At 61.1% G+C, this 21,490-nt stretch carries 15 protein-coding genes; 9 read left to right on the plus strand and 6 right to left on the minus strand.

Annotated elements, in window-relative coordinates; all coding sequences use genetic code 11:
• Positions 1-214: 214 nt before the first annotated feature.
• The gene (locus IFT99_RS08520) at positions 215-2,461 is read right to left on the minus strand and encodes a putative bifunctional diguanylate cyclase/phosphodiesterase (protein WP_192131557.1); all 2,247 of its coding nucleotides are present in this window, start codon (positions 2,459-2,461) and stop codon (positions 215-217) included.
• Between the two features lie 564 nt (positions 2,462-3,025).
• Between IFT99_RS08520 and IFT99_RS08525 the strand changes: the two genes are divergently transcribed.
• Both IFT99_RS08525 and IFT99_RS08530 read left to right on the plus strand, forming a co-directional pair.
• Complete coding sequence (locus tag IFT99_RS08525) at positions 3,026-4,792, plus strand: methyl-accepting chemotaxis protein (protein WP_192131559.1); 1,767 nt, start codon at positions 3,026-3,028, stop codon at positions 4,790-4,792.
• Positions 4,789-6,288 (plus strand): chemotaxis protein CheW, encoded by a 1,500-nt coding sequence (locus IFT99_RS08530; protein ID WP_192131561.1) that lies wholly within the window; start codon positions 4,789-4,791, stop codon positions 6,286-6,288. Before IFT99_RS08525 ends, IFT99_RS08530 begins: the two co-directional genes overlap by 4 nt.
• Positions 6,289-6,315: 27 nt before the next feature.
• Here the strand turns inward: IFT99_RS08530 and IFT99_RS08535 are convergent, their stop codons facing one another.
• On the minus strand, positions 6,316-6,999 hold the full coding sequence (locus IFT99_RS08535; RefSeq protein WP_065991678.1) for a response regulator: 684 nt from the start codon (positions 6,997-6,999) through the stop codon (positions 6,316-6,318).
• 3 nt (positions 7,000-7,002) lie between these two features.
• On the minus strand, positions 7,003-8,388 hold the full coding sequence (gene baeS, locus IFT99_RS08540; protein ID WP_192131563.1) for a sensor histidine kinase efflux regulator BaeS: 1,386 nt from the start codon (positions 8,386-8,388) through the stop codon (positions 7,003-7,005).
• 143 nt (positions 8,389-8,531) lie between these two features.
• Here baeS and IFT99_RS08545 point away from each other — a divergent pair, with 143 nt between their 5' ends.
• The 4 genes from IFT99_RS08545 to IFT99_RS08560 all read left to right on the plus strand — a co-directional run bounded on the left by IFT99_RS08545 (position 8,532) and on the right by IFT99_RS08560 (position 15,051).
• Positions 8,532-9,716, plus strand: a complete 1,185-nt coding sequence (locus tag IFT99_RS08545) for an efflux RND transporter periplasmic adaptor subunit (RefSeq protein ID WP_192131565.1) — start codon at positions 8,532-8,534, stop codon at positions 9,714-9,716.
• 2 nt (positions 9,717-9,718) lie between these two features.
• The gene (locus tag IFT99_RS08550) at positions 9,719-12,853 is read left to right on the plus strand and encodes an efflux RND transporter permease subunit (RefSeq protein WP_192131567.1); all 3,135 of its coding nucleotides are present in this window, start codon (positions 9,719-9,721) and stop codon (positions 12,851-12,853) included.
• Positions 12,850-14,244, plus strand: a complete 1,395-nt coding sequence (locus tag IFT99_RS08555) for an efflux transporter outer membrane subunit (RefSeq protein WP_192131568.1) — start codon at positions 12,850-12,852, stop codon at positions 14,242-14,244. The genes IFT99_RS08550 and IFT99_RS08555 overlap by 4 nt, the downstream gene beginning before the upstream one ends.
• 105 nt (positions 14,245-14,349) lie before the next feature.
• On the plus strand, positions 14,350-15,051 hold the full coding sequence (locus tag IFT99_RS08560; RefSeq protein ID WP_244656929.1) for an MlaA family lipoprotein: 702 nt from the start codon (positions 14,350-14,352) through the stop codon (positions 15,049-15,051).
• Positions 15,052-15,158: 107 nt separating this feature from the next.
• On the opposite strand, the gene IFT99_RS08565 is transcribed toward IFT99_RS08560, so the two are convergent.
• Positions 15,159-16,397 carry an acyl-CoA dehydrogenase family protein gene (locus tag IFT99_RS08565; RefSeq protein WP_192131572.1) on the minus strand — a complete coding sequence of 413 codons (1,239 nt, stop codon included), beginning with the start codon at positions 16,395-16,397 and terminating at the stop codon, positions 15,159-15,161.
• A gap of 14 nt (positions 16,398-16,411) precedes the next feature.
• On the opposite strand from IFT99_RS08565, the gene IFT99_RS08570 reads away from it, so the two are divergent.
• Positions 16,412-16,672: a hypothetical protein gene (locus IFT99_RS08570; protein ID WP_192131574.1), complete on the plus strand. Its 261-nt coding sequence runs from the start codon at positions 16,412-16,414 to the stop codon at positions 16,670-16,672.
• Positions 16,673-16,796: 124 nt separating this feature from the next.
• Positions 16,797-17,897, plus strand: coding sequence for a dimethylsulfone monooxygenase SfnG (gene sfnG / locus IFT99_RS08575; protein ID WP_192131576.1), 1,101 nt, complete (start codon positions 16,797-16,799; stop codon positions 17,895-17,897).
• Here sfnG and IFT99_RS08580 read toward each other — a convergent pair.
• On the minus strand, positions 17,862-19,145 hold the full coding sequence (locus IFT99_RS08580; RefSeq protein ID WP_192131578.1) for an MFS transporter: 1,284 nt from the start codon (positions 19,143-19,145) through the stop codon (positions 17,862-17,864). The genes sfnG and IFT99_RS08580 overlap by 36 nt on opposite strands.
• 142 nt (positions 19,146-19,287) lie before the next feature.
• Between IFT99_RS08580 and IFT99_RS08585 the strand changes: the two genes are divergently transcribed.
• Positions 19,288-19,746 carry a winged helix-turn-helix transcriptional regulator gene (locus IFT99_RS08585; protein ID WP_192131580.1) on the plus strand — a complete coding sequence of 153 codons (459 nt, stop codon included), beginning with the start codon at positions 19,288-19,290 and terminating at the stop codon, positions 19,744-19,746.
• A gap of 96 nt (positions 19,747-19,842) precedes the next feature.
• Here the strand turns inward: IFT99_RS08585 and IFT99_RS08590 are convergent, their stop codons facing one another.
• Positions 19,843-21,423: an aldehyde dehydrogenase (NADP(+)) gene (locus IFT99_RS08590; protein WP_192131582.1), complete on the minus strand. Its 1,581-nt coding sequence runs from the start codon at positions 21,421-21,423 to the stop codon at positions 19,843-19,845.
• Between the last annotated feature and the right edge of the window lie 67 nt (positions 21,424-21,490).

Genomic DNA, 21,490 nt, shown 5'->3' on the forward strand with positions numbered 1-21,490 from the left:
GCCAGTCGATGGCCAAAAACATCACGGCGTCTATGCAAGCCGTGGCAGGTCCAACAGGTTGAGCTCGGTCTCCCCACCTGCCGTTGAAACCCTGCTGCGGGTCGACGGCGGTGTGGTCGACGACACCGTGTGAGAAGCCTGAGCGATTGTGCGGCTGAAACCGGTCCTGCGCAGACAGACTGCGGGCACTCAGGAGGTCAGCGCCGGCGCCCAGTCATCGCCTGCTCGCAACCAGCAATGCCAGAACTTCCTCGGGAAGCACCGGTGGGCTGAGCAGAAAACCCTGAGCATAAGGGCAGTCCAGCTCCCTGAGCTGATCGAGTTGGCCGAGGGTTTCGACGCCCTCGGCAACAATTGCCAGGTCCAGCGCCTCGCCCAGGGACAGGATACTTTTGACGATGGCGACGCTGCGCTCATGTTTCATCATGCGCGTGACGAATGACCGATCGATCTTGATGGCGTCAATGGGGTAGCGGTCGATGTAGCCCAGGGAGCTGTAGCCGGTGCCGAAATCGTCCAGCGCAATCCGGATACCCTGGGCGCGAAGGTCTTCGAGGGTCTTGGCGACCATCTCCGGTTCATGCAGGAACACTGACTCGGTGATCTCGATCTGCAAGGCACGGGCATCGAACCCGGTCTCTGCGATGATCTCGGCGACCTGAAGGGCGAAGTCTTTGCGGTTGAGCTCGACCCCTGACACGTTGACGTTCAGCTTGATGCCGCCCGAACCGGTGGCGGCAGCCCACTTCTTGACCTCGCGACAGGCGTTGCGCATGACCCACTGACCCAGATTGCAAATGACGCCAATGTCTTCGGCGACGCTGATGAACACATCAGGGGCGACAATCCCCAGGGTCGGGTGGCGCCACCTGACCAATGCTTCAACGCCCACAATCGTTTCAGTGGTGATGGAGAAGATCGGCTGGTAGACCAGATAGAACTCGTCCCGGGTTATCGCGTGCTTGAGCGCATTCTGCATCACCAGCAGGTCAATCGAGGCCTGGCGCATCGAAAGGTCGAAGACGGCCCAGCTGCCACGGCCTTTCTTTTTGGCGGCGTACATGGCCACGTCCGCGTCACGGATCAGGTCTTCGGCGGTGGTGTGCTGAACGTCCAGCGTCGCAATGCCAATGCTGCAGGAGATAAAGAGCTGTTGCCCGTCGATGGCGGTCGGCAGGCTCAGGGCGTGGGTCACGCGCTTGGCCGTCTCGATGGCCTGTTCCTGATGGCCTTCGTCGGTCAGCAGGATCGCGAACTCGTCGCCACCGATGCGGGCGATCACCGCCGAGGGATCAATGCACTCGCTCAGGCGTTCTGCAACGCTCTTGAGCAAGATGTCGCCCGCATGATGCCCCATACCGTCGTTGACGTATTTGAATCGGTCCAGATCCAGGTACACCACCGTGGCCGCGCCGGGTTGATCGGCGTTCCCCTTGCTCAAGGCCGAATGGATGCGGGCCATGAAATAGCCGCGGTTCTTGAGCCTCGTCAACTCGTCGTGGAACGCTGCGTAGGACAGTTCGTCCTGAATGCGCTCCCGCTCGATCAGCCGTGACTCGAGCGCCACGCGCTCCTCACGATCAAGCTGGGCCTGGCGAAAATTCTGCTCTGCGTCTTTACGTTCTGTGATGTCGCGCTGCACGGAAACCCAATGGGTGAACCAGCCTTTCTCGTTGGCGACCGGTACGATACTGAGCTGCACCCAGAACTTGGTGCCGTCACGACGGGTGTTGATCAGCTCGACCTCGACGGGATCCCAGCGCTGCAGCGCGTCCCTGATCTGCTGAAGCGTGGCGCGGTCAGTCTCGGCGCACTGCAGAATCCGGGGCGTCTTCCCCATGACTTCTTCCAGGCTGAACCCGGTGGTGGTGAGGAACGCCGGATTGCAATACACGATGCGCGGGCCGGGCAGATCGATGGGTTCGGCTTCGGTGATCAGGATGGCGTCCTTCGCGTTGACCACCACCGACTCCAGCAAGCGCAGGCGCTCGATGACCGCTGATCCGCCGACCGCCTGTGTCGGGGTCAACTTGAGGGAGTCGTAGAGATCGGCCGCATGGGTCTGCACGCCATAGATGTGCGCGGCGCTGAGACGTTTGTGGGGAAGGGGGATCGTCATCAAGACCGCGCCGGTCAGGGCGGCGTTGCCATCGCGAATGGCGACGCAGACCAGCGACTCGTTGACCACGCGATCCAGGCCGGCAGGCAGCGCGGCATCAGCGGGCATGGCCTCGCCAACGTCGACGACGTCGCCGTAGGACAACACCATCTTCAGCCATCCACCGGTGATTTCGTCTGCGCGCACCTCCGGTGCCGTGCCGTAGGTCGCCACGGTGCGCCACTGCTCTTGGTCTCGCACGATCAGGATGGCGCCGGTCGCCCCGGTCAGGTGGGAAGCCGCGTCCAGGAAATGACCCAACACTTCATGATTCTTCAAACCGAGATGAGCCTTGCCGGCCATATGCATTACCTGAAAGAGGGACGATGTACCAGGTGGACATTCGACACGCGTAGAGATCGGGAACCAGTAGCAGCCGCGCAGTAGAGCGTGTGCACCTGGCGCCGGTTAGCACTTTCGGTATCGGCGTGGCGACGAAGTTCAACAGGACCCTGTGGCAAACAATCTGCGCGAAATGAGGAAGTGACCAAGGGGTGGCCACTCCGCGATTTCACTATGACATCATCGTAGGCGGGCTCGATGGAAAATATCGCTCCATGCTTGATTGCAGCGAAGACACTACCACGCGCTGGACAGCTAAACGCTCCGTCTTTGGGACGGTCTTGTCATCCGCGACGAAGGTTCAAACCTATACAGCATTAAATAAATGTACAACCCTCGCTAAAGTTCATGGCATCCGCTGCCGATCGAATATCTGAAACGTTTAATCCAAGGCGAGCACCCGTAAGTCCGGCCTGAGCGCGCCTCTGTCCGAGGCGTTTCGCGGATAAAAAACAGCGGTCGCCTAACGCTTTTCAGGGAAGGAGCCCCGCCCACTCAACATCATTTAGCTAGCGGACCTGCGCCATGAACAATAAATCCAATGCCACTGCAGAACTCGCCCAAACCGGCGCCGACCTGAATTCTCTGCTGAGCGCGATTGACCGCTCCCAAGCCGTCATCGAATTCGATCTGCAGGGCAATGTGCTGTACGCCAACCAGAATTTTCTCGACTGCATGGGCTACGACCTCGATGAAATTCGCGGGCGCCATCACCGGCTGTTTTGCATGCCCGACTATGCGACCAGCAAGGAATACCTGATGTTCTGGGAGAAGCTGGGCACCGGCAAATTTGACGCCGGCCAGTACCAGCGTCAGGCCAAGGACGGGCGCCAGATCTGGCTGCAGGCCACTTACAATCCAGTGATGGACAATAACGGCAAGCCATTCAAGATCGTCAAATTCGCCAGCGACGTCACTGAAGTGCGCAATCGCAATGCCGAGTGGGAAGGCAAAATCGAGGCGATCGAGCGCTCCCAGGCGTTGATCGAGTTCTCCCCTGAGGGCTATGTATTGACCGCCAACAGCAAGTTTCTCTCGGCCATGGGCTACACGCTGGATGAAGTCGTGGGCCAGCACCACCGCATGTTTTGTGAGCCGGAATACGCAGCTTCTCTGGTGTACCGCGAATTTTGGGAGAAGCTGGGCAAAGGCGAGTACGACTCCAACGAGTACAAGCGCCTGAGCAAAGACGGTCGGGATGTCTGGATTCAAGCGTCCTATAATCCGATTCTCGATGCCCAGGGCCAGACCTACAAGATCGTCAAGTTCGCCACCGATGTGACCGAGACCAAACTTCGCACGATGGAGCACGAAGGCAAGGTCAACGCCATTAACCGCGCCCAGGGCGTGATCGAGTTCGACCTGAGCGGCAATATCCTCTCGGCCAACGCTAACTTTCTGGATCTGGTGGGGTACCGGATGGAGGAATTGAAGAACCGCCACCATTCGCTGTTTTGTGAACCCGAGTACGTCAAAACCACGCCTTACCGGGAATTCTGGGGCGCACTCAGCAGCGGCAAATTCTTCACCGGGCGCTTCATGCGCATCAGCAAGTACGGCCAGAAAATCTGGATTCAAGCGACCTATAACCCGGTGTTCAACGCGACGGGGCAACCCTACAAGGTGGTCAAGTTCGCCACCGACATTACCGCTCAGGTCGAGCTGGAAGAAGCCATTGAAGCCAAGACCCAGGCCATGGATGAGTCAGTCACCCGTCTGATGGACGCCATTGCCGAGGTGGTCAAAACCACCGGCGACGCCAACGATCAGGCACGCATTACCCAGGATGAAGCTCAGCGTGGTTCCCAGACCCTCAACGAGGCGTCCGCAGCGATGGACACCATCGGCAAATCGGCTGAGGACATCCAGGAAATCATTGAGGTGATCAGTACCATCGCCGGTCAGACCAACATGCTGGCGTTCAACGCCGCGATTGAGGCGGCACGGGCGGGTGAGCACGGTCTGGGCTTTTCAGTGGTGGCCGATGAGGTGCGCAAGCTGGCTGAAAAGTCTTCCCACGCCACCACCAAAATCAACAAATTGATCCAGGAGACGGTTCGCCGCATCAATTCCGGCAGCGAGATCTCCCGCAGCGCGGGCAGTGCGTTCGAGCGGATCGTGGCCGGGGTCGAAAAGACCAATGGTGCGATGAGTACCATCGGTGCCGCCACGCAGGAACAGCATCACCTGGCTGAGCGGGTATCGGAACTGATCGGCGAGCTCAACCGTATCAAGCTGGCGACCGGGTTGGGCAAGGGCTTGAGCGCCCCGGTCCAGGTTGAAAGCCTATGAGCGAGGCCCTTGCGTTTGGGGTAGTCAGGCTGGGCGGGCTGGAAGTCGCGATTGACGCCCAGGCACTGGAGCAGGTGATCAACTGGCCCGCGCGGCTGCAGCCTCATCCGCTGCAGGGCGGCGCCTTGCTTGGCATGTTCAGCCTGCGCGGCAAGGCCCTGCCACTGATTGAGCTGCGGTCGTTGCTGGGTGCGCATGACGTCTCCTGCCATGATCCGTTGGAGATGGTTGCCATCGTCAACCATCAAGGCCGGCGCCTGGGCATTGCGGTCAGCGGCGTCAGTGACGTGATGAAAGTCGAAGTGCGAAACCTGTGCCGTCTCGGCGGCGAGGGCACCGCGGTCGCGCTGCTGCCAGAACTCGTGCTGGTGGAAAATGAGCGAATGATTTACCGGCTCGACCTGGACGCGCTGTGCGGTTTGCCCCAGGTGTTGACTGCGCAGTCCAGGGACGTCTGCGACACGGTGGAGGTTCAGGATCCGTCCCGGGAGCTGCATCACTTGCTGTTGTTTGAGTGCGAAGGAAAGCGCTATGCGCTGGACGCGAGGGCGATTACCGAGCTGGTGGACCGCCCGGACATGCTGCCAAGCAAATTGGGTGGGGATTATTGCCTGGGCGTCGTCAACCGCCGTGGCATTGATGTGCCTGCCTTGAGCCTGAACCGGGTACTGGGCATTGATTCCCCGGCGACGGCGCAGGCGGCCCAGAACCAGAACCAGAACCAGTTGCTGGTGCTGACTTCGCGAGAAGGCTATCGCATCGGGCTGGTGTACGACCGGATGATTTCGATTGTGCGCAAGCGTGCTCACGAAATCCTGCCGTTGCCCCGCTATGGGTTACGGGAGCCGGGCCTGTTTGCCGGCGTTGTCGGGCTGGAGAACGGAGAGCAGGCGTTGTTGCTTGAGTACCGCGAGTTGCTCGAGCGCAAGGAGACGCTCAGTTTCGCCAGGATCTATCAGACCAGCCCGTCCAGCCAGGACGCGCCGGGTTCTCGTCTCATGCAGATGAACCAGACCTGCCTGGTGTTCCAGGCGGCCCAGCCGTTCGTGGTGCCCCTTGATCAAGTGCTGGAAATCCTCGACATGCCCGAGCACTTCGTGCGGTTTGCGCAAGAAGAGACGCATCTGCTGGGCAGTTTCAATTTGCGGGGCGAGCAGATCCCGCTGGTTTGCCTGAGCAGCTTGATTGAAGGCACAACACCTCCCGGCAATACGCTGGAGCGGGTGCTGCTGGTCAAGGGCGAACGTCATAGCTTCGGGCTGGTGGTCAACCGGACCGACTCCATCGAAACCTTCACCCATCCGGCCTCCGAGCACCCCGAGGGTTGGGAGCACGGCGCAAGCATCCGGGGTTCAGTCAATGACCGCATGCGCAGCCTGGTGAGTATCGGCAAGGGTGATCAGGTCCGCTGGATGACGCTGATCAATCTGAGCAACATCGTCAGAGGGTTGGAGATGACCGGGACTGAGGTGCAGACCCAGCGCCTCGCGGGGTAAGCCAGGGGCATTTGCCTCGCTGACGCTTCACGCATCAGTGAGCTGAAACCGGTAGCCCACGCCATACAACGATTCAATGGGCGTCTCACCAGGGCAGGCCTGCTCCAGCTTGCGCCGCAGGTTGCGTATATGGCTGTCCACCGTACGGTCAGTCACTACGCGGTGGTCGGAGTAGAGCTTGTCGAGCAGTTGATCCCGGGAAAAGACCCGGCCGGCCGAACGCGCAAACGTGCTGAGCAACCGCAGTTCAAGGCGTGTCAGGTCCAGCTCGACACCATTGAGTGACGCGCGGTGTTGTGCGTCATCAATGATCAGCCGCGGCGCAGCGCCGGTCAGCAGTTGCGGGCCGCGGCGCAGGATGGCTTTGACCCGGGCCACCACCTCGCGGGGGCTGAAAGGCTTGCAGATATAGTCGTCCGCGCCCAGGTCAAGGCCCCGGAGGCGGTCCACTTCTTCGACGCGAGCGGTGATCATGATGATCGGCACGGCGCTGAAACCGCGCAGGTCCTGGCAGACCTGCATACCGTCGCGCCCGGGCAGCATCAGGTCGAGCAGAATCAAGCGCGGTGTCTGGGCGCGCACGGTCGGCACCACTTGCAAGCCGTTATCCAGGCATCGAGTCGGGTAGCCCGCGGCGATCAGATAATCCTGCAGCAATGCGGCCAGCTTCGGTTCGTCTTCAACGATCAGGATCGGGCAGTCGTCGGTCATGGTTCAGATGTTCCGTGGCAGATGCAGGGTCAGCCAAAGCCCACCGAGGGGCGAGTGAGCGGCGCTGAGGCTGCCGCCGTGGGCGAGGGCGATGCTGTGACAGATCGCCAGCCCCAGGCCGGCCCCGCCACTGGCCCGGGCGCGGGACGATTCGCCCCGATAGAAACGTTCGAACAGGCGTGGCAGTTGCTCGTCCGACACCCCGGGACCGGAGTCGAGGAATTCGATGCATACGTTGTCGCGATCAAGGACGGCCCGGATGTGGATCAGCCCGTTCGGGTCGGTGTAGCGCACGGTGTTTTCCAGCAGGTTGGAAAACAGTTGCTGCAGGCGATTGGCATCGGCCGACAGTTCCAGGGGCTGGGACGGCAGGTCCAGTTCAACGCGCAAGTGCCGGGCGTTCAAGCGCTCCTGAAACATCGACACGCTGTCCTGCAACAGTTGATCGAGTGCGCAGGGCTGTTTTCGGTAGGTCAGCGCGCCGACATCCGCCAGGGACAGCTCGTATAAGTCGTCCACCAGTTTGCTGAGCATGCTGACCTCACCCTGCAATGACTTCATCGACCCCTGGTTGAGGGTGCGTACGCCATCTTCGATGGCCTCCAGCTCACCCCGCAATACCGACAGCGGGGTGCGCAACTCGTGGGACACATCCGCCATGAACTCGCGGCGCATCTGTTCGTTGCGTTCCAGGGTGTAGGCGAGCTGATTGAAGTCACGGGCCAGTTGGCCAACCTCGTCATTGGACGCCACCGCCACCCGCCCGCTGTAATCGCCGCTGGCCAGGCGATGCGTGGCAGCGGCCACCCGCTTGACCGGCTCCAGCAACGTGCGCGCGATCCACCAGGCAATCAGCATCGCCAGCAGCAGCGAAAAGGCCCCCATGACCAGGCTGGTGCGCAACTGGTATTGCTGGAACCGTTCGCCGCCGGCTTCCGTCACGCTCTGGAACGGGGTAACGGCCAGCCAGCCGACGGTTTCATCCGCCACCACAATGGGGCGTAACAGGGCGTCGTTTCCGATGTCCGGGTAGCCGTTCACGCGTTTTTTGTGTTGATCCAGCAACGCGATGCGAAACAGCGCGCCCGTCAGGTCCGAGGCCAGGGGTGTGCGCAAGTCGTTCTTCGACGGATCCTCGCCGAGTTCCGGCCGCATGATGTCAAACCAGCGGTCCGGCTGGTTGCGCAGGAATTCCCAGTTCCCCTCACGGGCGTAGGCACTGGCCAGGCGCGGTAACACCGGCGCCATGCGGTCCAGCGCCTGCTCATTGAGATAGCCCAGAAAGCCCCGCCCGAAACTCCAGCTCGCCGCCAGGCCCATGCTCAGGATGACCAGCAGCACGCCGGCCAGTACGGCGACAAACAACTTGGTGGAGATGCTCAACTTCATGGAGGCCGGCCGGTAAGAAGGGATGGGGCATTTAGGCCCTCACGAAAGAAAGATTCAAGCCGGCCGGGCAATCTTCAATTTTCCTGCACATTTGCCTTGCACGATGGCGCCGACTCAAGCCATTCCGTCTTGCAGAGGCAGCTATGTCGACGAAAATACTCGCCAAATTCCTGGTAACCGCCGCGGTTCTCCTGGCCCTGATCATTCTGGTTATCCTGGGCGGTTGCTCCGGCGGCGAACCTGCCCCTGAAGCGGTGATCCCGAAAGTCTCGGTGATCACCATCCAACCCCAGAGCCAGGTGCTGACCACCGAGCTGGCGGGGCGCACCCAGGCCTTCATGGTGGCGCAGATTCGTCCGCAGGTCGGTGGCATCGTCCAGCGGCGTCTGTTTGTCGAGGGCGCGGATGTGAAGGCCGGACAACCGCTGTACCAACTGGATCCGGCAACCTATACCGCCGCGCTGGCCCAGGCTCAGGCAAGTCTGGCCAAGTACCGGGCCACGCTCAACTCAGCCCAGGCCACGGCCAGGCGCAACGCCGGGCTGGTCAAAATCAACGCCATCAGCCAGCAAGACAACGAAGACGCTCAGGCGACCTTGCTGACGGCGGCCGCCGACGTAAAAGTCGCCGAGGCCGAAGTCCAGACCGCCCGGATTAATCTGGCTTACACCCGTATCACCTCGCCGTTCAGCGGCCGGATTGAAACCTCCACCGTGACCCCGGGGGCGTTGGTGGTGGCCAATCAGGACAGCGCATTGACCACGGTGCAGCAACTCGATCCGATCTATGTGGATGTGACTCAGTCGACCACCGAACTGCTGCGGCTCAAGCGTGACCTGGCCAGCGGCGCCTTACAGTCCACTGGCGAGGGCGAGGCACGCATCAGCCTGACACTCGACGATGGCAGCACCTACACCCACGAGGGGCGGCTCAAGGTCAGCGGCGTCAGTGTCAACGAGGGCACGGGCACCGTCACCCTTCGGGCTGAATTCGCCAACCCGGATCATCTGCTGTTGCCGGGCATGTATGTCCGCGGGGTGCTGGAGCAGGCGCGCAATGACCAGGCCATTCTGGTGCCGCAAAAAGCCGTGAACCGCAGCGCCAGCGGCCTGACCACGGCATTGCTGGTGGTGGACGGCAAGGTGCAACAGTGCGAGCTGACCATCGATCGGGCCGTCGGTAATCAGTGGTGGGTCACGGGCGGCTTGAAGGCGGGTGATCAATTGATCGTCGAAGGCGGACAAAAAGTGCGTGCCGGTGCCGCCGTCCAGGTGCAGGACGCGAGTGATCAGGCAGCCACACCGTCCACCCCCGTGAAGGAGGGTTGAACGTGGCGCACTTTTTCATTGATCGACCGATTTTCGCCTGGGTCATCGCCATCGTGATCATGCTCGGCGGCGGCCTGTCCATCAGCCAGTTGCCCCTTGAGCAATACCCGGATATCGCGCCGCCGACCGTCAAGATTTCCGCCACGTACACCGGGGCCTCGGCCAAAACCGTGGAAGACTCGGTGACCCAGGTCATCGAGCAGCAAATGAAGGGGCTGGATAACCTGACCTACATGTCGGCCACCAGCAGTTCGGCTGGCAGCGCCAGCATCAGTTTGACCTTTACCGCCGGCACCGACCCGGATGTCGCCCAGATGCAGGTGCAGAACAAGCTGCAACAAGCCGAATCAAGACTGCCGCAAACGGTGCAAAGCGAAGGGCTGACGGTGACCAAGGGCGGCTCGGACTTTTTGATGATTGTCGCGCTAGCGTCGGCCGACCCCAGTGTCACGGGCACCCAGATCGGTGATTACATCTCCACCACCTTGCTGGACTCGATCAGCCGGATAGACGGTGTCGGCGACGTGCAGACGCTGGGATCAGGCTACGCCATGCGTATCTGGCTGGACCCTGCGCTGCTGGAAAAATACGCGCTGATGCCTTCGGACGTCAGCAGTGCCCTGGAGGCGCAGAACACCGAAGTCTCTGCCGGCCAGCTCGGTGCCTTGCCGGCCGTCAAGGGGCAGCAGTTGAACGCCACCATCAGCGCCCGCAGCAAACTGCAAACCGTCGACGAGTTTCGCAACGTGGTGGTCAAGTCCGACAGCGATGGGGCCGTGGTCCTGCTGGGCGACGTCGCGACCCTGGAGTTGGGCAGTGAAAGCTACGACATCAGTACGGCGCTCAACGGCAAGCCCGCTGCGGCCATGGGCGTGCAACTGGCGGCAGGCGCCAACGCGCTGAGCGTCGGCGACGCGGTCAAGGCCAAGCTTCAGGAAATGGAGCCGTTCTACCCCACAGAAATGCAGTTGAAGAACGTGATTGCCTACGACACCACGCCCTTTGTGAGCCTGTCCATCGAGGAGGTGGTCAAGGCCCTGGGCGAGGCGATCGTGCTGGTGGTGTTGATCATGTTTCTGTTCCTGCAGAACCTGCGCGCCACGCTGATACCGGCGATTACCGTGCCGGTGGTGCTGTTGGGCACGTTCGGCGTGTTGTCGCTGTTCGGCTACTCGATCAACACCCTGACCATGTTCGCCATGGTCCTGGCGATCGGCTTGCTGGTGGACGACGCCATCGTGGTGGTGGAAAACGTCGAGCGGTTGATGGGCGAGGGGATGTCGCCCATGGCGGCCACGCGACAATCGATGAGTGAAATCAGCAGTGCACTGGTCGGCATTACCCTGGTGCTGAGTGCGGTGTTCATCCCCATGGCGTTTTTCGGCGGCTCCACCGGGATTATCTATCGGCAGTTTTCCGTGACGATCGTCTCGGCCATGGTTCTCTCGGTGTTGGTGGCCATGACCCTGACCCCCGCGTTGTGCGCTTCGCTGCTCAAAGCGCACGACGGTAAGACGCCGGGTGCTCAGCGCGGGTTCTTCGGCTGGTTCAACCGCACCTTTGAACGGGCCAGTGCCGGTTATGAGCGCTGGGTCGGTGTGGTGTTGCGGCGGTGGGGGCGCAGCTTGCTTCTCTATGGGCTGGTGCTGGTGGTCATGGCGGTGGGCTATATGAATCTGGCCACCTCGTTCCTGCCGGACGAAGACCAGGGAATTCTGCTGGCACAGATCCAGTTGCCGGTAGGCGCGACGGACAGCCGTACGCAAAGCGTGATCAAGCAGTTCGAGGACTACATTCTCAAACAGCCCGAAGTCGAATCGATGATCAGCATCAGCGGGCTGGGCATGGGCGGTAACAGCCAGAATACCGCGCGGGCCTTTATCCGCCTCAAGGACTGGGCCGAGCGTGGCAGCTCAGGCCAGGATGCGGCCTCGATTGCCCAGCGGGCGACCATGGCGCTGTCCAGCATCGGTGATGCCGACGCATTCGTCATGCAGCCTCCAACGGTGCGCGGCCTGGGCCAGAGCTCGGGCTTCGACCTGCAACTCAAGGACCTTGGCGGTCTCGGCCATGATGCGTTAGTGGCGGCTCGGGAAAAGTTGCTTGAACTGGCCCGAAAGGACCCGCGCCTGCAGGGGGTTCGCAGCAATGGCCTGGACGATGCGCCGCAGCTGAAGATCAGCATCGACGACCGCAAGGCTGGCGCCATGAGCCTGAGCACCAGCGACATCAACGCCACCTTGTCGACGGCCTTGGGCGGTACGTATGTGAACGACTTTCTCAACCAGGGCCGAGTGAAAAAAGTCTATGTGCAGGGGCAGGCCTCCTCACGCATGCAGGCGGCGGACCTTGATCATTGGTTTGTCCGCAACAGCAACGGCGACATGGTGCCGTTCTCATCGTTTGCCAGCAGCGCGTGGAGTTACGGCTCGCCGTTGCTGGAGCGCTACAACGGTAATGCGTCCCTGGAAATCGTCGGCGATCCCGCGCCAGGGGTCAGTTCCGGGGACGCGATGAACGCGGTGCAAGCCATCGTCGGGCAATTGCCCCAAGGCATCGGCTACGAGTGGACCGGGCAGTCCTATCAACTGCGGCTGTCCGGCTCCCAGGCACCGCTGCTCTACGGGATATCGGTGTTGTTTGTGTTCCTGTGCCTGGCCGCGCTGTACGAGAGCTGGTCGGTGCCGTTTTCGGTGATTCTGGTGGTGCCCCTGGGGGTGATCGGTGCAGTGCTGGCGACCCGCGTCGCCGGGTTGAGCAACGACGTGTATTTCCAGGTGGGTCTCTTGACCACCGTGGGGCTGGCCGCGAAAAACGCGATCCTCATCGTTGAGTTCGCCAAGCACCTGCAAGAGCAGGGCAACAGCGTCATCGACGCCACGCTGATCGCGGTGCGGCAACGCCTGCGGCCGATCCTGATGACGTCCCTGGCGTTCATGTTCGGCGTGTTGCCACTGGCCTTGAGTACCGGCGCAGGCTCCGCCGGGCGTCAGGCCATCGGCACGGGCGTGCTGGGCGGCATGTTCAGCGCCACGGCGTTGGGCATCTTCTTTGTACCGCTGTTCTTTTTGCTGATTCGCCGCCGTTTTGGCCGCGTACGCAACGCTAACCAATCTGCCCCGACAGGTGATGCATGATCAAATCACACTGGCCTCTGCTGGCCGCCCTGGCCCTGGGCGGCTGCGTGAATCTGGCGCCGCAGTATGAGCGGCCTGAAGCGCCCGTCTCCGAGCAATGGCTGCCAGCCGCCAGCCTGCCAAAAGGGCAGGTGAGCGCAGACATCAAATGGCAGCAGTTTTTCACTGACCGTCGCCTGGCACAGGTGCAGAGCCTGGCGCTGGCCAATAATCGCGACTTGCGCCTGGCCAGCCTGAACGTCGAAAAGGCCCGGGCGCAATACCGCATCAAGCGCGCGGACCTGTTTCCTGCCATTGACGCAAGCGTCAGCGGCACCCACAGCCGCACGCCGGGAGGGCTGTCCAATTCCGGCTCTGCGGTCACCACCCACGATTACAGCGCTGAACTGGGACTGAGCAGTTATGAGCTGGACGTGTTTGGCCGGGTACGCAACCTGCGTGACGAAGCGCTGGAAGACTACCTGGCGCTGACGGAGACCCGGCGCAGCACGCAAATCAGCCTGGTGGCCGAGGTCGCCACGGCCTGGCTGACATTGGCCGCCGACAACGAACGGTTGCTGTTGGCCCGGGAAACCCTCACCAGCCAGTTGGCCACCTACGACCTGACCCAGCGCAGCTATGCCTTGGGCGGGTCTGCGGAGTTGGCCGTGGCCCAGGCCCAGACCACGGTCGAAACGGCACGGGGCGATGTGGCCTTCTATGAGAGCGAGATTCTGCAGGACCGCAACGCCTTGCGCCTGCTGGTGGGCAGTGATGTGCCAGAAGCGCTCCTGCCGGGTACGCACCTGGGGTCGGCGGCGGTGTTGGTCGACATTCCGCCGGGCTTGCCCTCCAGCCTGTTGCAACAACGCCCGGATGTGTTGTCGGCGGAGCACACGCTCAGGTCCGCCAACATCGACATTGGCGCGGCCCGTGCGGCGTTCTACCCCAGCATCACCCTGACCGCCAGCGCCGGCTCATCGAGCGCTGCGCTGGCCGGCCTGTTTAAAGCCGGCAGCGGCGCCTGGACCTTCGCGCCGAGCATCAGCGTGCCCATTTTCAACGGGGGAAGTCACCGCGCGACCCTGGATTCGGCCAAGGTCGAACGTGACATTCAGGTGCAGACCTATCAGCAAACCCTGCAGACCGCGTTCCGTGAAGTGGCCGACGCATTGGCCGTGCGCAGTACCCTGGATCGCCGTATCGCCGCGCAACAGGCGCTGACCGACGCCAGCCGCAAAAGCTTCGAACTCTCGGATGCGCTGTATCGCGGTGGCTCGAAAAGCTACCTCGAAGCCCTGGATGCACAACGCTCGCTCTACAGCGCCCAGCAAGACCTGATCACGCTGCGCCTGACCGAGCAGAGCAACCGCATCACCTTGTACAAAGTGCTGGGGGGCGGCTGGTACTGAGGGTGACGGCGAAACGCCGCTGCCACGTGCACACACACAACAACCGCAGCGATGGAACGGCCTGCGCACCACAAATCGGGTTACTTCACTCACTGGGGAATAAATATGTGCGCTTTTCGTTCCGCACTGAGCCGTCGCCTTCAAGGGCTCACCTGCGCCTGCCTGATCACCGTTTCACCGCTTTGCCATGCGGATCCGGAAACGGACCCATGGGAAGGTTTCAACCGGCCTGTGTTTTCGTTCAACGACACCCTGGACAGGTATGCGCTCAAACCCCTGGCTCAAGGTTATCAATTCGTCACCCCGCACCTTGTCCAGGATGGGATTCACAACGTGTTGAACAATCTGGGTGAGGTGAAAAATCTGGCCAACAATCTGCTGCAAGCCCGGTTTCACAGCGCCGGCGTTGATACGAGTCGATTTTTGTTCAACAGCACGATTGGCCTGGCGGGCTTGATCGACGTTGCAACGCCGATGGGCTTGCCTCGCAGTGACGAGGACTTTGGCCAAACCCTCGGTCGCTGGGGTGTCGCGAGCGGCCCGTACCTGGTGCTGCCGTTGCTGGGGCCGAGCACACTGCGCGATGCACCGGCGATCCTCCCCGATGCCTACGCCAACCCGATTCGCTACATCGGCGACGTCCCAACGCGTAATAGCCTGTATGGCGCGAGCATCATCGACGGACGGGCTCAATACCTGAAGTCTGAAAAGCTCATCACCGGCGACAAGTACAACTTCATCCGAAGCGTCTATCTGCAAACCCGAGCGTTCAAGATCAACGGGGGAGAGGTGCAGGATGACTTTTGATCCGCTGGACGACCTGCAAAACGGCGCCTGCCACGATGAGGCACCGCGACGGGCTTGCCAGATTTATGGCCAGGGATCGAAATCCCTGGCTGGGCGGCACAACCCTTTCAACTGGCCTTCGGCTCTCCCTGCCCGATTTGCCAGACATAGGGTGGCTCGGTGCCGTTGATACTCCAGTCACCGACGATCTTGGCCTTATAAATAAGCGGGTTATGGGACGCGACGGTCCGCGCATTACGCCAGTGTCGATCCAGGGCTTTATTGACGCTGATGCCTGAGGCGCCAAGCGCATTGAACAGGTCGGTAGCGGCTCGCAGAATCAGGTCAGAGACGACGACCTGTGCTTTTGCCGTTTCGATTTCCGCTGCAATGTTCGCCGTCCGCTCCGCCTCGGCATTCCCCGAAAAGCGAGCCTCGTAGGCTTGCTGCAACGGCCTTGCAGAGCGAAGGGTGGTCGCCTGTGCAGCGTAGACCTGCGCGGAAATCTGACCGACCACCTGTTGGATCTGAACATCGGCGCTCACGCGGCTGGCATTGCCGTGGCTGTAAACACGTGTGCGCTCGCGGATCTGCTGGGTAATGTCGCGTTCTATCGCCCGGCCTGTGCCCGCCAATACGGCGAGCAACACCAGTTGGTAGAACGCGGTTTGATAGTTGAAACGGTTTTCAAAGGGGATGATGTGTGTAGCCGGAACCGGCACGTTATTGAACACTGTGGTCCCGCTGCCGGTAGTGCGTTGTCCGAAACCGTCCCAATCATCACTTTGTTGTACGCCGGCATGACGGGCATCCACGACCGCAATCACGTCCGCCCCAGTGTCGGAACGCTGCGCGTACACATCGATCCAGTCAGAAAACAGACTGCCGGTGCTGTAGTATTTTTTGCCGCTCAAAAGAAACTGCGCTCCGTCCGGAGTCGCTTTGGTGATGACTTCACCGAGCTTTACATCGCCTGTTTCTGTCCAGGCGTTGCCCACTAAATCGCCTTCAACGAAGCGCCGGAACCATGTGTCGCGTTCGGCCGTCGGGGGCGAATTCAGTTGATCATCGACGAAGGCAAAATGGCCGCGCAGGGACTGCGGAATATTGGAGTCGGCTTCGGCCAGTTCGATCAGCAACTGGAACAGCTGCTCAACAGAAGCGCCGGCGCCGCCATATTCCCTCGGCACGCGCACAGCACCGAACCCGGCCTGTTTGAGCCACTTGATGGGCTCGTATGGGAGAGTACGAGCGTTTTCTCGCTCAACGGTGCCCGCTGCAATATGCTGGAACAAAGGCCGAAAACGATTGGCGAGTGCTTCGTAGTCGGTGCCCAGAGAAAGCGGATTGTTTGGCGTGTCAGGCATGGGGAACTCCCGTGATGATGAAAGCCGCTGGTGGTAACGGCGTTAAATACATCCGATGTGCATGCACCATGCCGAAACATAAATGGCCGAGTCATCGCGGTGAATCTGTTGAGTCCACGGACGCTGCTGTTGATGCATCAACAGTTGTGCTGTTTCGCTGGCTGCCCCGCGACACCTTTTCACGGCGTGCGGTAAAGACAACTGTTTGCCTGGAAACACCTGTTCAGCAAAACGTTGTTTGCCAGACGTCGAATAAAGACATGGCCCGGTCGTAACGTATTGAAAAGGCTGGGTATAAACAGCTGGCACAGTTGCTGCTATTTCCTCATCAGGCAGGTAGACACACCGTACTTGGCGACCACGCCGGGCGGCTTCCTTGCTGTATTTGGAGATAGGCAGATGAGTCAGAACGCAATTAAATTCGCTTACTGGGTACCTAACGTCAGCGGCGGTTTGATCGTCAGTAAAATCGAGCAGCGCACCGACTGGGGCATCGAGTACAACCGCAAGCTGGCGCAGATTGCTGAAAAGTCGGGCTTTGAGTACGGGCTCACGCAAATCCGTTTCACAGCCGGCTACGGCGCCGACAACCAGCATGAGTCCGTTGCGTTCAGCCATGCGTTGTTGGCGGCGACCGAGAAACTCAAGGTGATCGCCGCCATCCTCCCCGGGCCCTGGACGCCCGCCGTCGTTGCCAAGCAACTGGCGACGATCGATCAACTCACGGCCGGCCGTGTGGCGATCAACATTGTCAGTGGCTGGTTCAAAGGTGAATTCCAAGCCATTGGCGAGCCATGGCTCGAGCATGACGAGCGCTACCGTCGTTCGGAAGAGTTCATCCAGGCGTTGAAAGGCATCTGGACAACCGACAATTTCACCTTCAAAGGCGATTTCTATCGCTTCCACAATTACACGCTGCGTCCGAAACCCATTCAGCAGCCCCACCCTGAAATCTTTCAGGGCGGCAGCTCCCGCGCCGCCCGCGACATGGCTGCACGCGTCTCCGACTGGTACTTCACCAATGGCAACACGGTAGAAGGCATCAAGGCGCAGGTGGATGATATTCGCGCGAAGGCAGCGGCCAATGGGCATTCAGTCAAGATCGGCGTGAACGCTTTCATCATCGCTCGCGAAACCGAAGAGCAAGCGCGCGCGGTGCTTCAGGAAATCATCGATCAGGCTGATCCTGAAGCGGTGAATGCGTTCGGCGATGCGGCAAAACAGGCCGGCAAGGCCAGCCCTGAAGGCGAGGGTAATTGGGCCAAGTCCACGTTTGAAGACCTGGTCCAATACAACGACGGGTTTAAAACCAATCTGATTGGAACGCCGAAACAGATTGCCGAGCGCATTGTGGCGTTGAAAGCCGTGGGCGTGGACCTGGTGCTCTCTGCCTTTCTGCACTTTCAGGAGGAAGTGGCGTATTTCGGTGAACACGTACTGCCGCTGGTACGGGAGCTGGAAGCGTCAGATCACACTGTTTCTGTGGCTCAAAGCGCTTGAGGTACGGGTCACAAACCACACAATCAGCGCAGCGGCGCTGATGCAGGCGCCCAGCAGGCTCACGGCAGACCATCCCCAGCGCGCATAAGCCTGGGTTGCAGCCATCGCGCCTGATGCGCTGCCTATCGAGTAGAAACACATGTACGCCCCGACCACTCGACTTTGAGCATCGGGGCGCGCCGCGAAGATCAGGTTCTGACTGGTGACATGGACTGCCTGGACGGCGAAGTCGAGCAGGATCACGCCGCAGACGAAGGCCAGCAGTGACGTCTGCGCAAAGCTGATGGGTAGCCAGGAAAACGTCAGCACGCCCAGCGCAACGCCGGTGACTCGTTGCCCCAGCCCCTGATCGGCCCAGCGTCCTGCTCGTCTGGCGGCCAGCGCACCTGCCACTCCGGCCAGACCGAACAGGCCAATGACCGTGTGCGAAAGCGAGAGCGGCGGGGCGCTCAAGGGCAGCACCATCGCCGTCCACAACACAGAAAACGCCGCGAAGATGAGCAGGGCCAGCACCCCGCGTATCCTCAACACCGGCTCACTGATCATCAGCTTGAAAACCGACCCGATCAGGTTCAGGTAGGTGCCTGAGCCGCGGGGCGATGGGGAGTCAGGCAAGCCTTGCCACAGCACTGCGCAGAGCGTGAGCATCAAGCCCGAGGACACGAAATACACCGCACGCCAGCCCGCCAGGTCCGCAACGAGGCCTGAGGCAAAACGCGCCATGAGAATCCCCAGCACAATGCCGCTGGTGACCGTGCCAACGATCTGCCCCCGTTGTGACGGCGCGGCAAGGACGGCGGCATAGGCGATTAGCACCTGAACCACCACGGCCATCAAACCCACGACGATCAAGGCCCCCAGTAGCGCCAGCCACGACGGCGCCGCGCCGACTGCTGCAAGCGCAATGGCCGATATGGCTGTCTGACCCAGCACCAGTCTTTTGCGGTTGACCCAATCACCCAATGGGACGATGAGCAGCAAACCCAGTGCATAACCGGCCTGAGTCGCCGTGACGACGCCGCCGATCAGTCCTGCGTCAACGGCCAGACTGTTGGCCATGGCGTCGAGCAGGGGCTGGGCGAAATAAACATTGGCAACCGCCAGCGCACAGGTGACCGATAACAAAAGCGTCAGCCACGGCGACAGCGCCGGTTCTTGGGGGATGACGTCCGGACTTCTGTGCGGCCTGGATGGCGGTGGACAAGATGGGGACAGTCGTCCCAGTCTCGAATCAGTACCCTCTGTCATAACCCGCTCCTTGCCGGTAGACTGGTTGCAATCTGCAACCTGCAACCTGCCTGGATTCTGGCTTAATCCTGTTTCAGTATGCAACCAGATTTTTCAGGTGTTGCGCAGGGCTCCACATGACTCACGGCTCGGAAGGTTAAAAATGCTCGACCACGATTCACCACACCGTCACGAGTGCCCGGTTGCCAGAGCATCGGAGGTCATCGGTGACCGATGGTCGTTGCTCATCGTCCGCGATGCGTTCGACGATATTCGTCGATTCAGCGAGTTTCAAAAGAGCCTGGGCGTGGCCAAGAATATTCTGGCTGCGCGCTTGAAGGCGTTGGTCGAGGTCGGGGTGTTCGAGATTTGCCCGGCGTCCGATGGCAGCGCCTACAAGGAATACGTCCTCACCGATAAAGGACGTGAACTATTTCCGATCGTGGTCAGCCTGCGTCAGTGGGGCGAACGTTTTCAGTTTGCACCCCATGAAACCCGCTCAGTGCTGATGGACAACGCAACCGGTCAGCCGGTGATGAGGATGGCGGTTCAATCTGCGAGTGGCGAGACGCTTGGGCCAGCGGATTGCCATCGCATCAGAGTCACGCCTGACGATGTTTGAATCTTGAAAACAGCGCGTGGCACCATCAGCTGGGCTGAATCGCTGACAGAAACCGCCCGAATCAGGCGGTTTTTCACTGCTCCCACGGCTTGACCGTCAAAGCGGCCCATTCGTATGTTGCCCATCCACCAGCCGCTGAATCCCCAACGGGTTAGCGTCTTGCAGCGCAGGGGGCAGCAAAGCATCGGGGTAATTCTGGAAGCACACCGGGCGCAGGAAGCGGTCAATGGCCAATGTCCCCACCGACGTCCCGCGTGCGTCCGACGTCGCCGGGTACGGGCCGCCATGCACCATGGTCTCGGTGACTTCCACCCCCGTCGGATAGCCATTCAACAGAATCCGGCCGACTTTTTCCTGCAAGAACTCGGTCAGCCAGCGGTATTCCAGCAGCTCACCCGCTTCGCCGAGGACGGTGGCCGTCAACTGCCCGCGCAGGCCATTGAGTGCTGCGGCCAGTTGCGCCTGGTCGGCAACTTCAATAACGATCGTGGACGGCCCGAATACCTCTTCCTGGAGCAATTCGTCACCCTTGAGCAGCAAGCTGACGTCGGCTTTGAACAACTGCGGTTGGGCTTGTTTACCCTGTTGCGGACGTCCCGCCAGATGCTGCACGCCCGGGTGCGCGAGCAAGTGTTGCAGCCCCTTGCTGTAGCTGGCGAGGGCGCCGACGTTGAGCATGGTCTGCGCCGGTTGATCGTTCATCTGTGCAGTGAAGCGCTCCAGGAACGCCGTGAAATCGGCCGACTGCACGCCGATGATCAGCCCGGGGTTGGTGCAAAACTGCCCGCAACCCAGGGTCACCGAGGCAGCGAGCTCGTTGGCGAGGGTGTCGCCACGCACCTTAAGGGCCTGGGGGAGAATGATCACCGGGTTGATGCTCGACATCTCGGCGAACACCGGAATCGGCTGGGGACGCTCCGCCGCCATCTTGCACAAGGCGTTGCCGCCTTTGAGAGAACCCGTGAACCCCACGGCTTGAATCGCTGGATGCTTGACCAGCCACTCGCCGACGCCCCCGCCATAGATCATGTTGAACACACCGTCGGGCATACCGGTGCGCGCCGCGGCACGCATGATCGCGTCCGCCACCCATTCGGCGGTGGCCATGTGGCCGCTGTGGGCTTTGAACACCACCGGGCAGCCCGCCGCCAAGGCAGAGACGGTATCGCCACCGGCAGTGGAAAACGCCAGCGGGAAGTTGCTCGCACCGAACACGGCCACCGGACCCACGGCGATCCGGAACTGACGCAAATCGGGGCGGGGCAGGGGTTTACGATCCGGCAAGGCGCGATCAATGCGTGCCCCGTAAAAGTCACCGCGCCGCAGCACGTTGGCGAACAGGCGCATTTGCCCGCTGGTGCGACCACGCTCGCCCTGGATACGCCCGGCAGGCAACGCCGTCTCACGGCAGACAGTGCTGACAAAATCGTCGCCCAAGGCATCCAGCTCGTCGGCGATGGTGTCGAGAAATTCGGCGCGGCACGAGGCGGGCAAATTGCGGTAAATCGGATAGGCACTAGCGGCCGCCTTGGCTGCCGCGTCGACTTCGTCTTGCGTCGCCTGGATGAAATGACCTGGGAGTGCCTCGTCTGTGGTCGCATCGAAGCTTTGCAACTGCACACTGCCGGCGCCGAGTCGCTGTCCACCGATGTAGTTCAGACCGAGAATCTGAGTCATGTCAGGGCTCCTGATTGATTGAGTAAATGTCGGGACTCCCGCTGAGCCAAGCGGCTCCCCATCGTGC

The sequence above is a fragment of the Pseudomonas sp. CFBP 8772 genome (genome assembly GCF_014841665.1).
Taxonomy (GTDB): domain Bacteria; phylum Pseudomonadota; class Gammaproteobacteria; order Pseudomonadales; family Pseudomonadaceae; genus Aquipseudomonas; species Aquipseudomonas graminis_B.

Coding starts and splice junctions, on each gene's coding strand:
- IFT99_RS08520 (WP_192131557.1), bottom strand. CDS start 2,461: ATGGCCGGCAAGGCTCATCTCGGTTTGAAGAATCATGAAGTGTTGGGT.
- IFT99_RS08525 (WP_192131559.1), top strand. CDS start 3,026: ATGAACAATAAATCCAATGCCACTGCAGAACTCGCCCAAACCGGCGCC.
- IFT99_RS08530 (WP_192131561.1), top strand. CDS start 4,789: ATGAGCGAGGCCCTTGCGTTTGGGGTAGTCAGGCTGGGCGGGCTGGAA.
- IFT99_RS08535 (WP_065991678.1), bottom strand. CDS start 6,999: ATGACCGACGACTGCCCGATCCTGATCGTTGAAGACGAACCGAAGCTG.
- baeS (WP_192131563.1), bottom strand. CDS start 8,388: ATGAAGTTGAGCATCTCCACCAAGTTGTTTGTCGCCGTACTGGCCGGC.
- IFT99_RS08545 (WP_192131565.1), top strand. CDS start 8,532: ATGTCGACGAAAATACTCGCCAAATTCCTGGTAACCGCCGCGGTTCTC.
- IFT99_RS08555 (WP_192131568.1), top strand. CDS start 12,850: ATGATCAAATCACACTGGCCTCTGCTGGCCGCCCTGGCCCTGGGCGGC.
- IFT99_RS08560 (WP_244656929.1), top strand. CDS start 14,350: ATGTGCGCTTTTCGTTCCGCACTGAGCCGTCGCCTTCAAGGGCTCACC.
- IFT99_RS08565 (WP_192131572.1), bottom strand. CDS start 16,397: ATGCCTGACACGCCAAACAATCCGCTTTCTCTGGGCACCGACTACGAA.
- IFT99_RS08570 (WP_192131574.1), top strand. CDS start 16,412: ATGATGAAAGCCGCTGGTGGTAACGGCGTTAAATACATCCGATGTGCA.
- sfnG (WP_192131576.1), top strand. CDS start 16,797: ATGAGTCAGAACGCAATTAAATTCGCTTACTGGGTACCTAACGTCAGC.
- IFT99_RS08580 (WP_192131578.1), bottom strand. CDS start 19,145: ATGACAGAGGGTACTGATTCGAGACTGGGACGACTGTCCCCATCTTGT.
- IFT99_RS08585 (WP_192131580.1), top strand. CDS start 19,288: ATGCTCGACCACGATTCACCACACCGTCACGAGTGCCCGGTTGCCAGA.
- IFT99_RS08590 (WP_192131582.1), bottom strand. CDS start 21,423: ATGACTCAGATTCTCGGTCTGAACTACATCGGTGGACAGCGACTCGGC.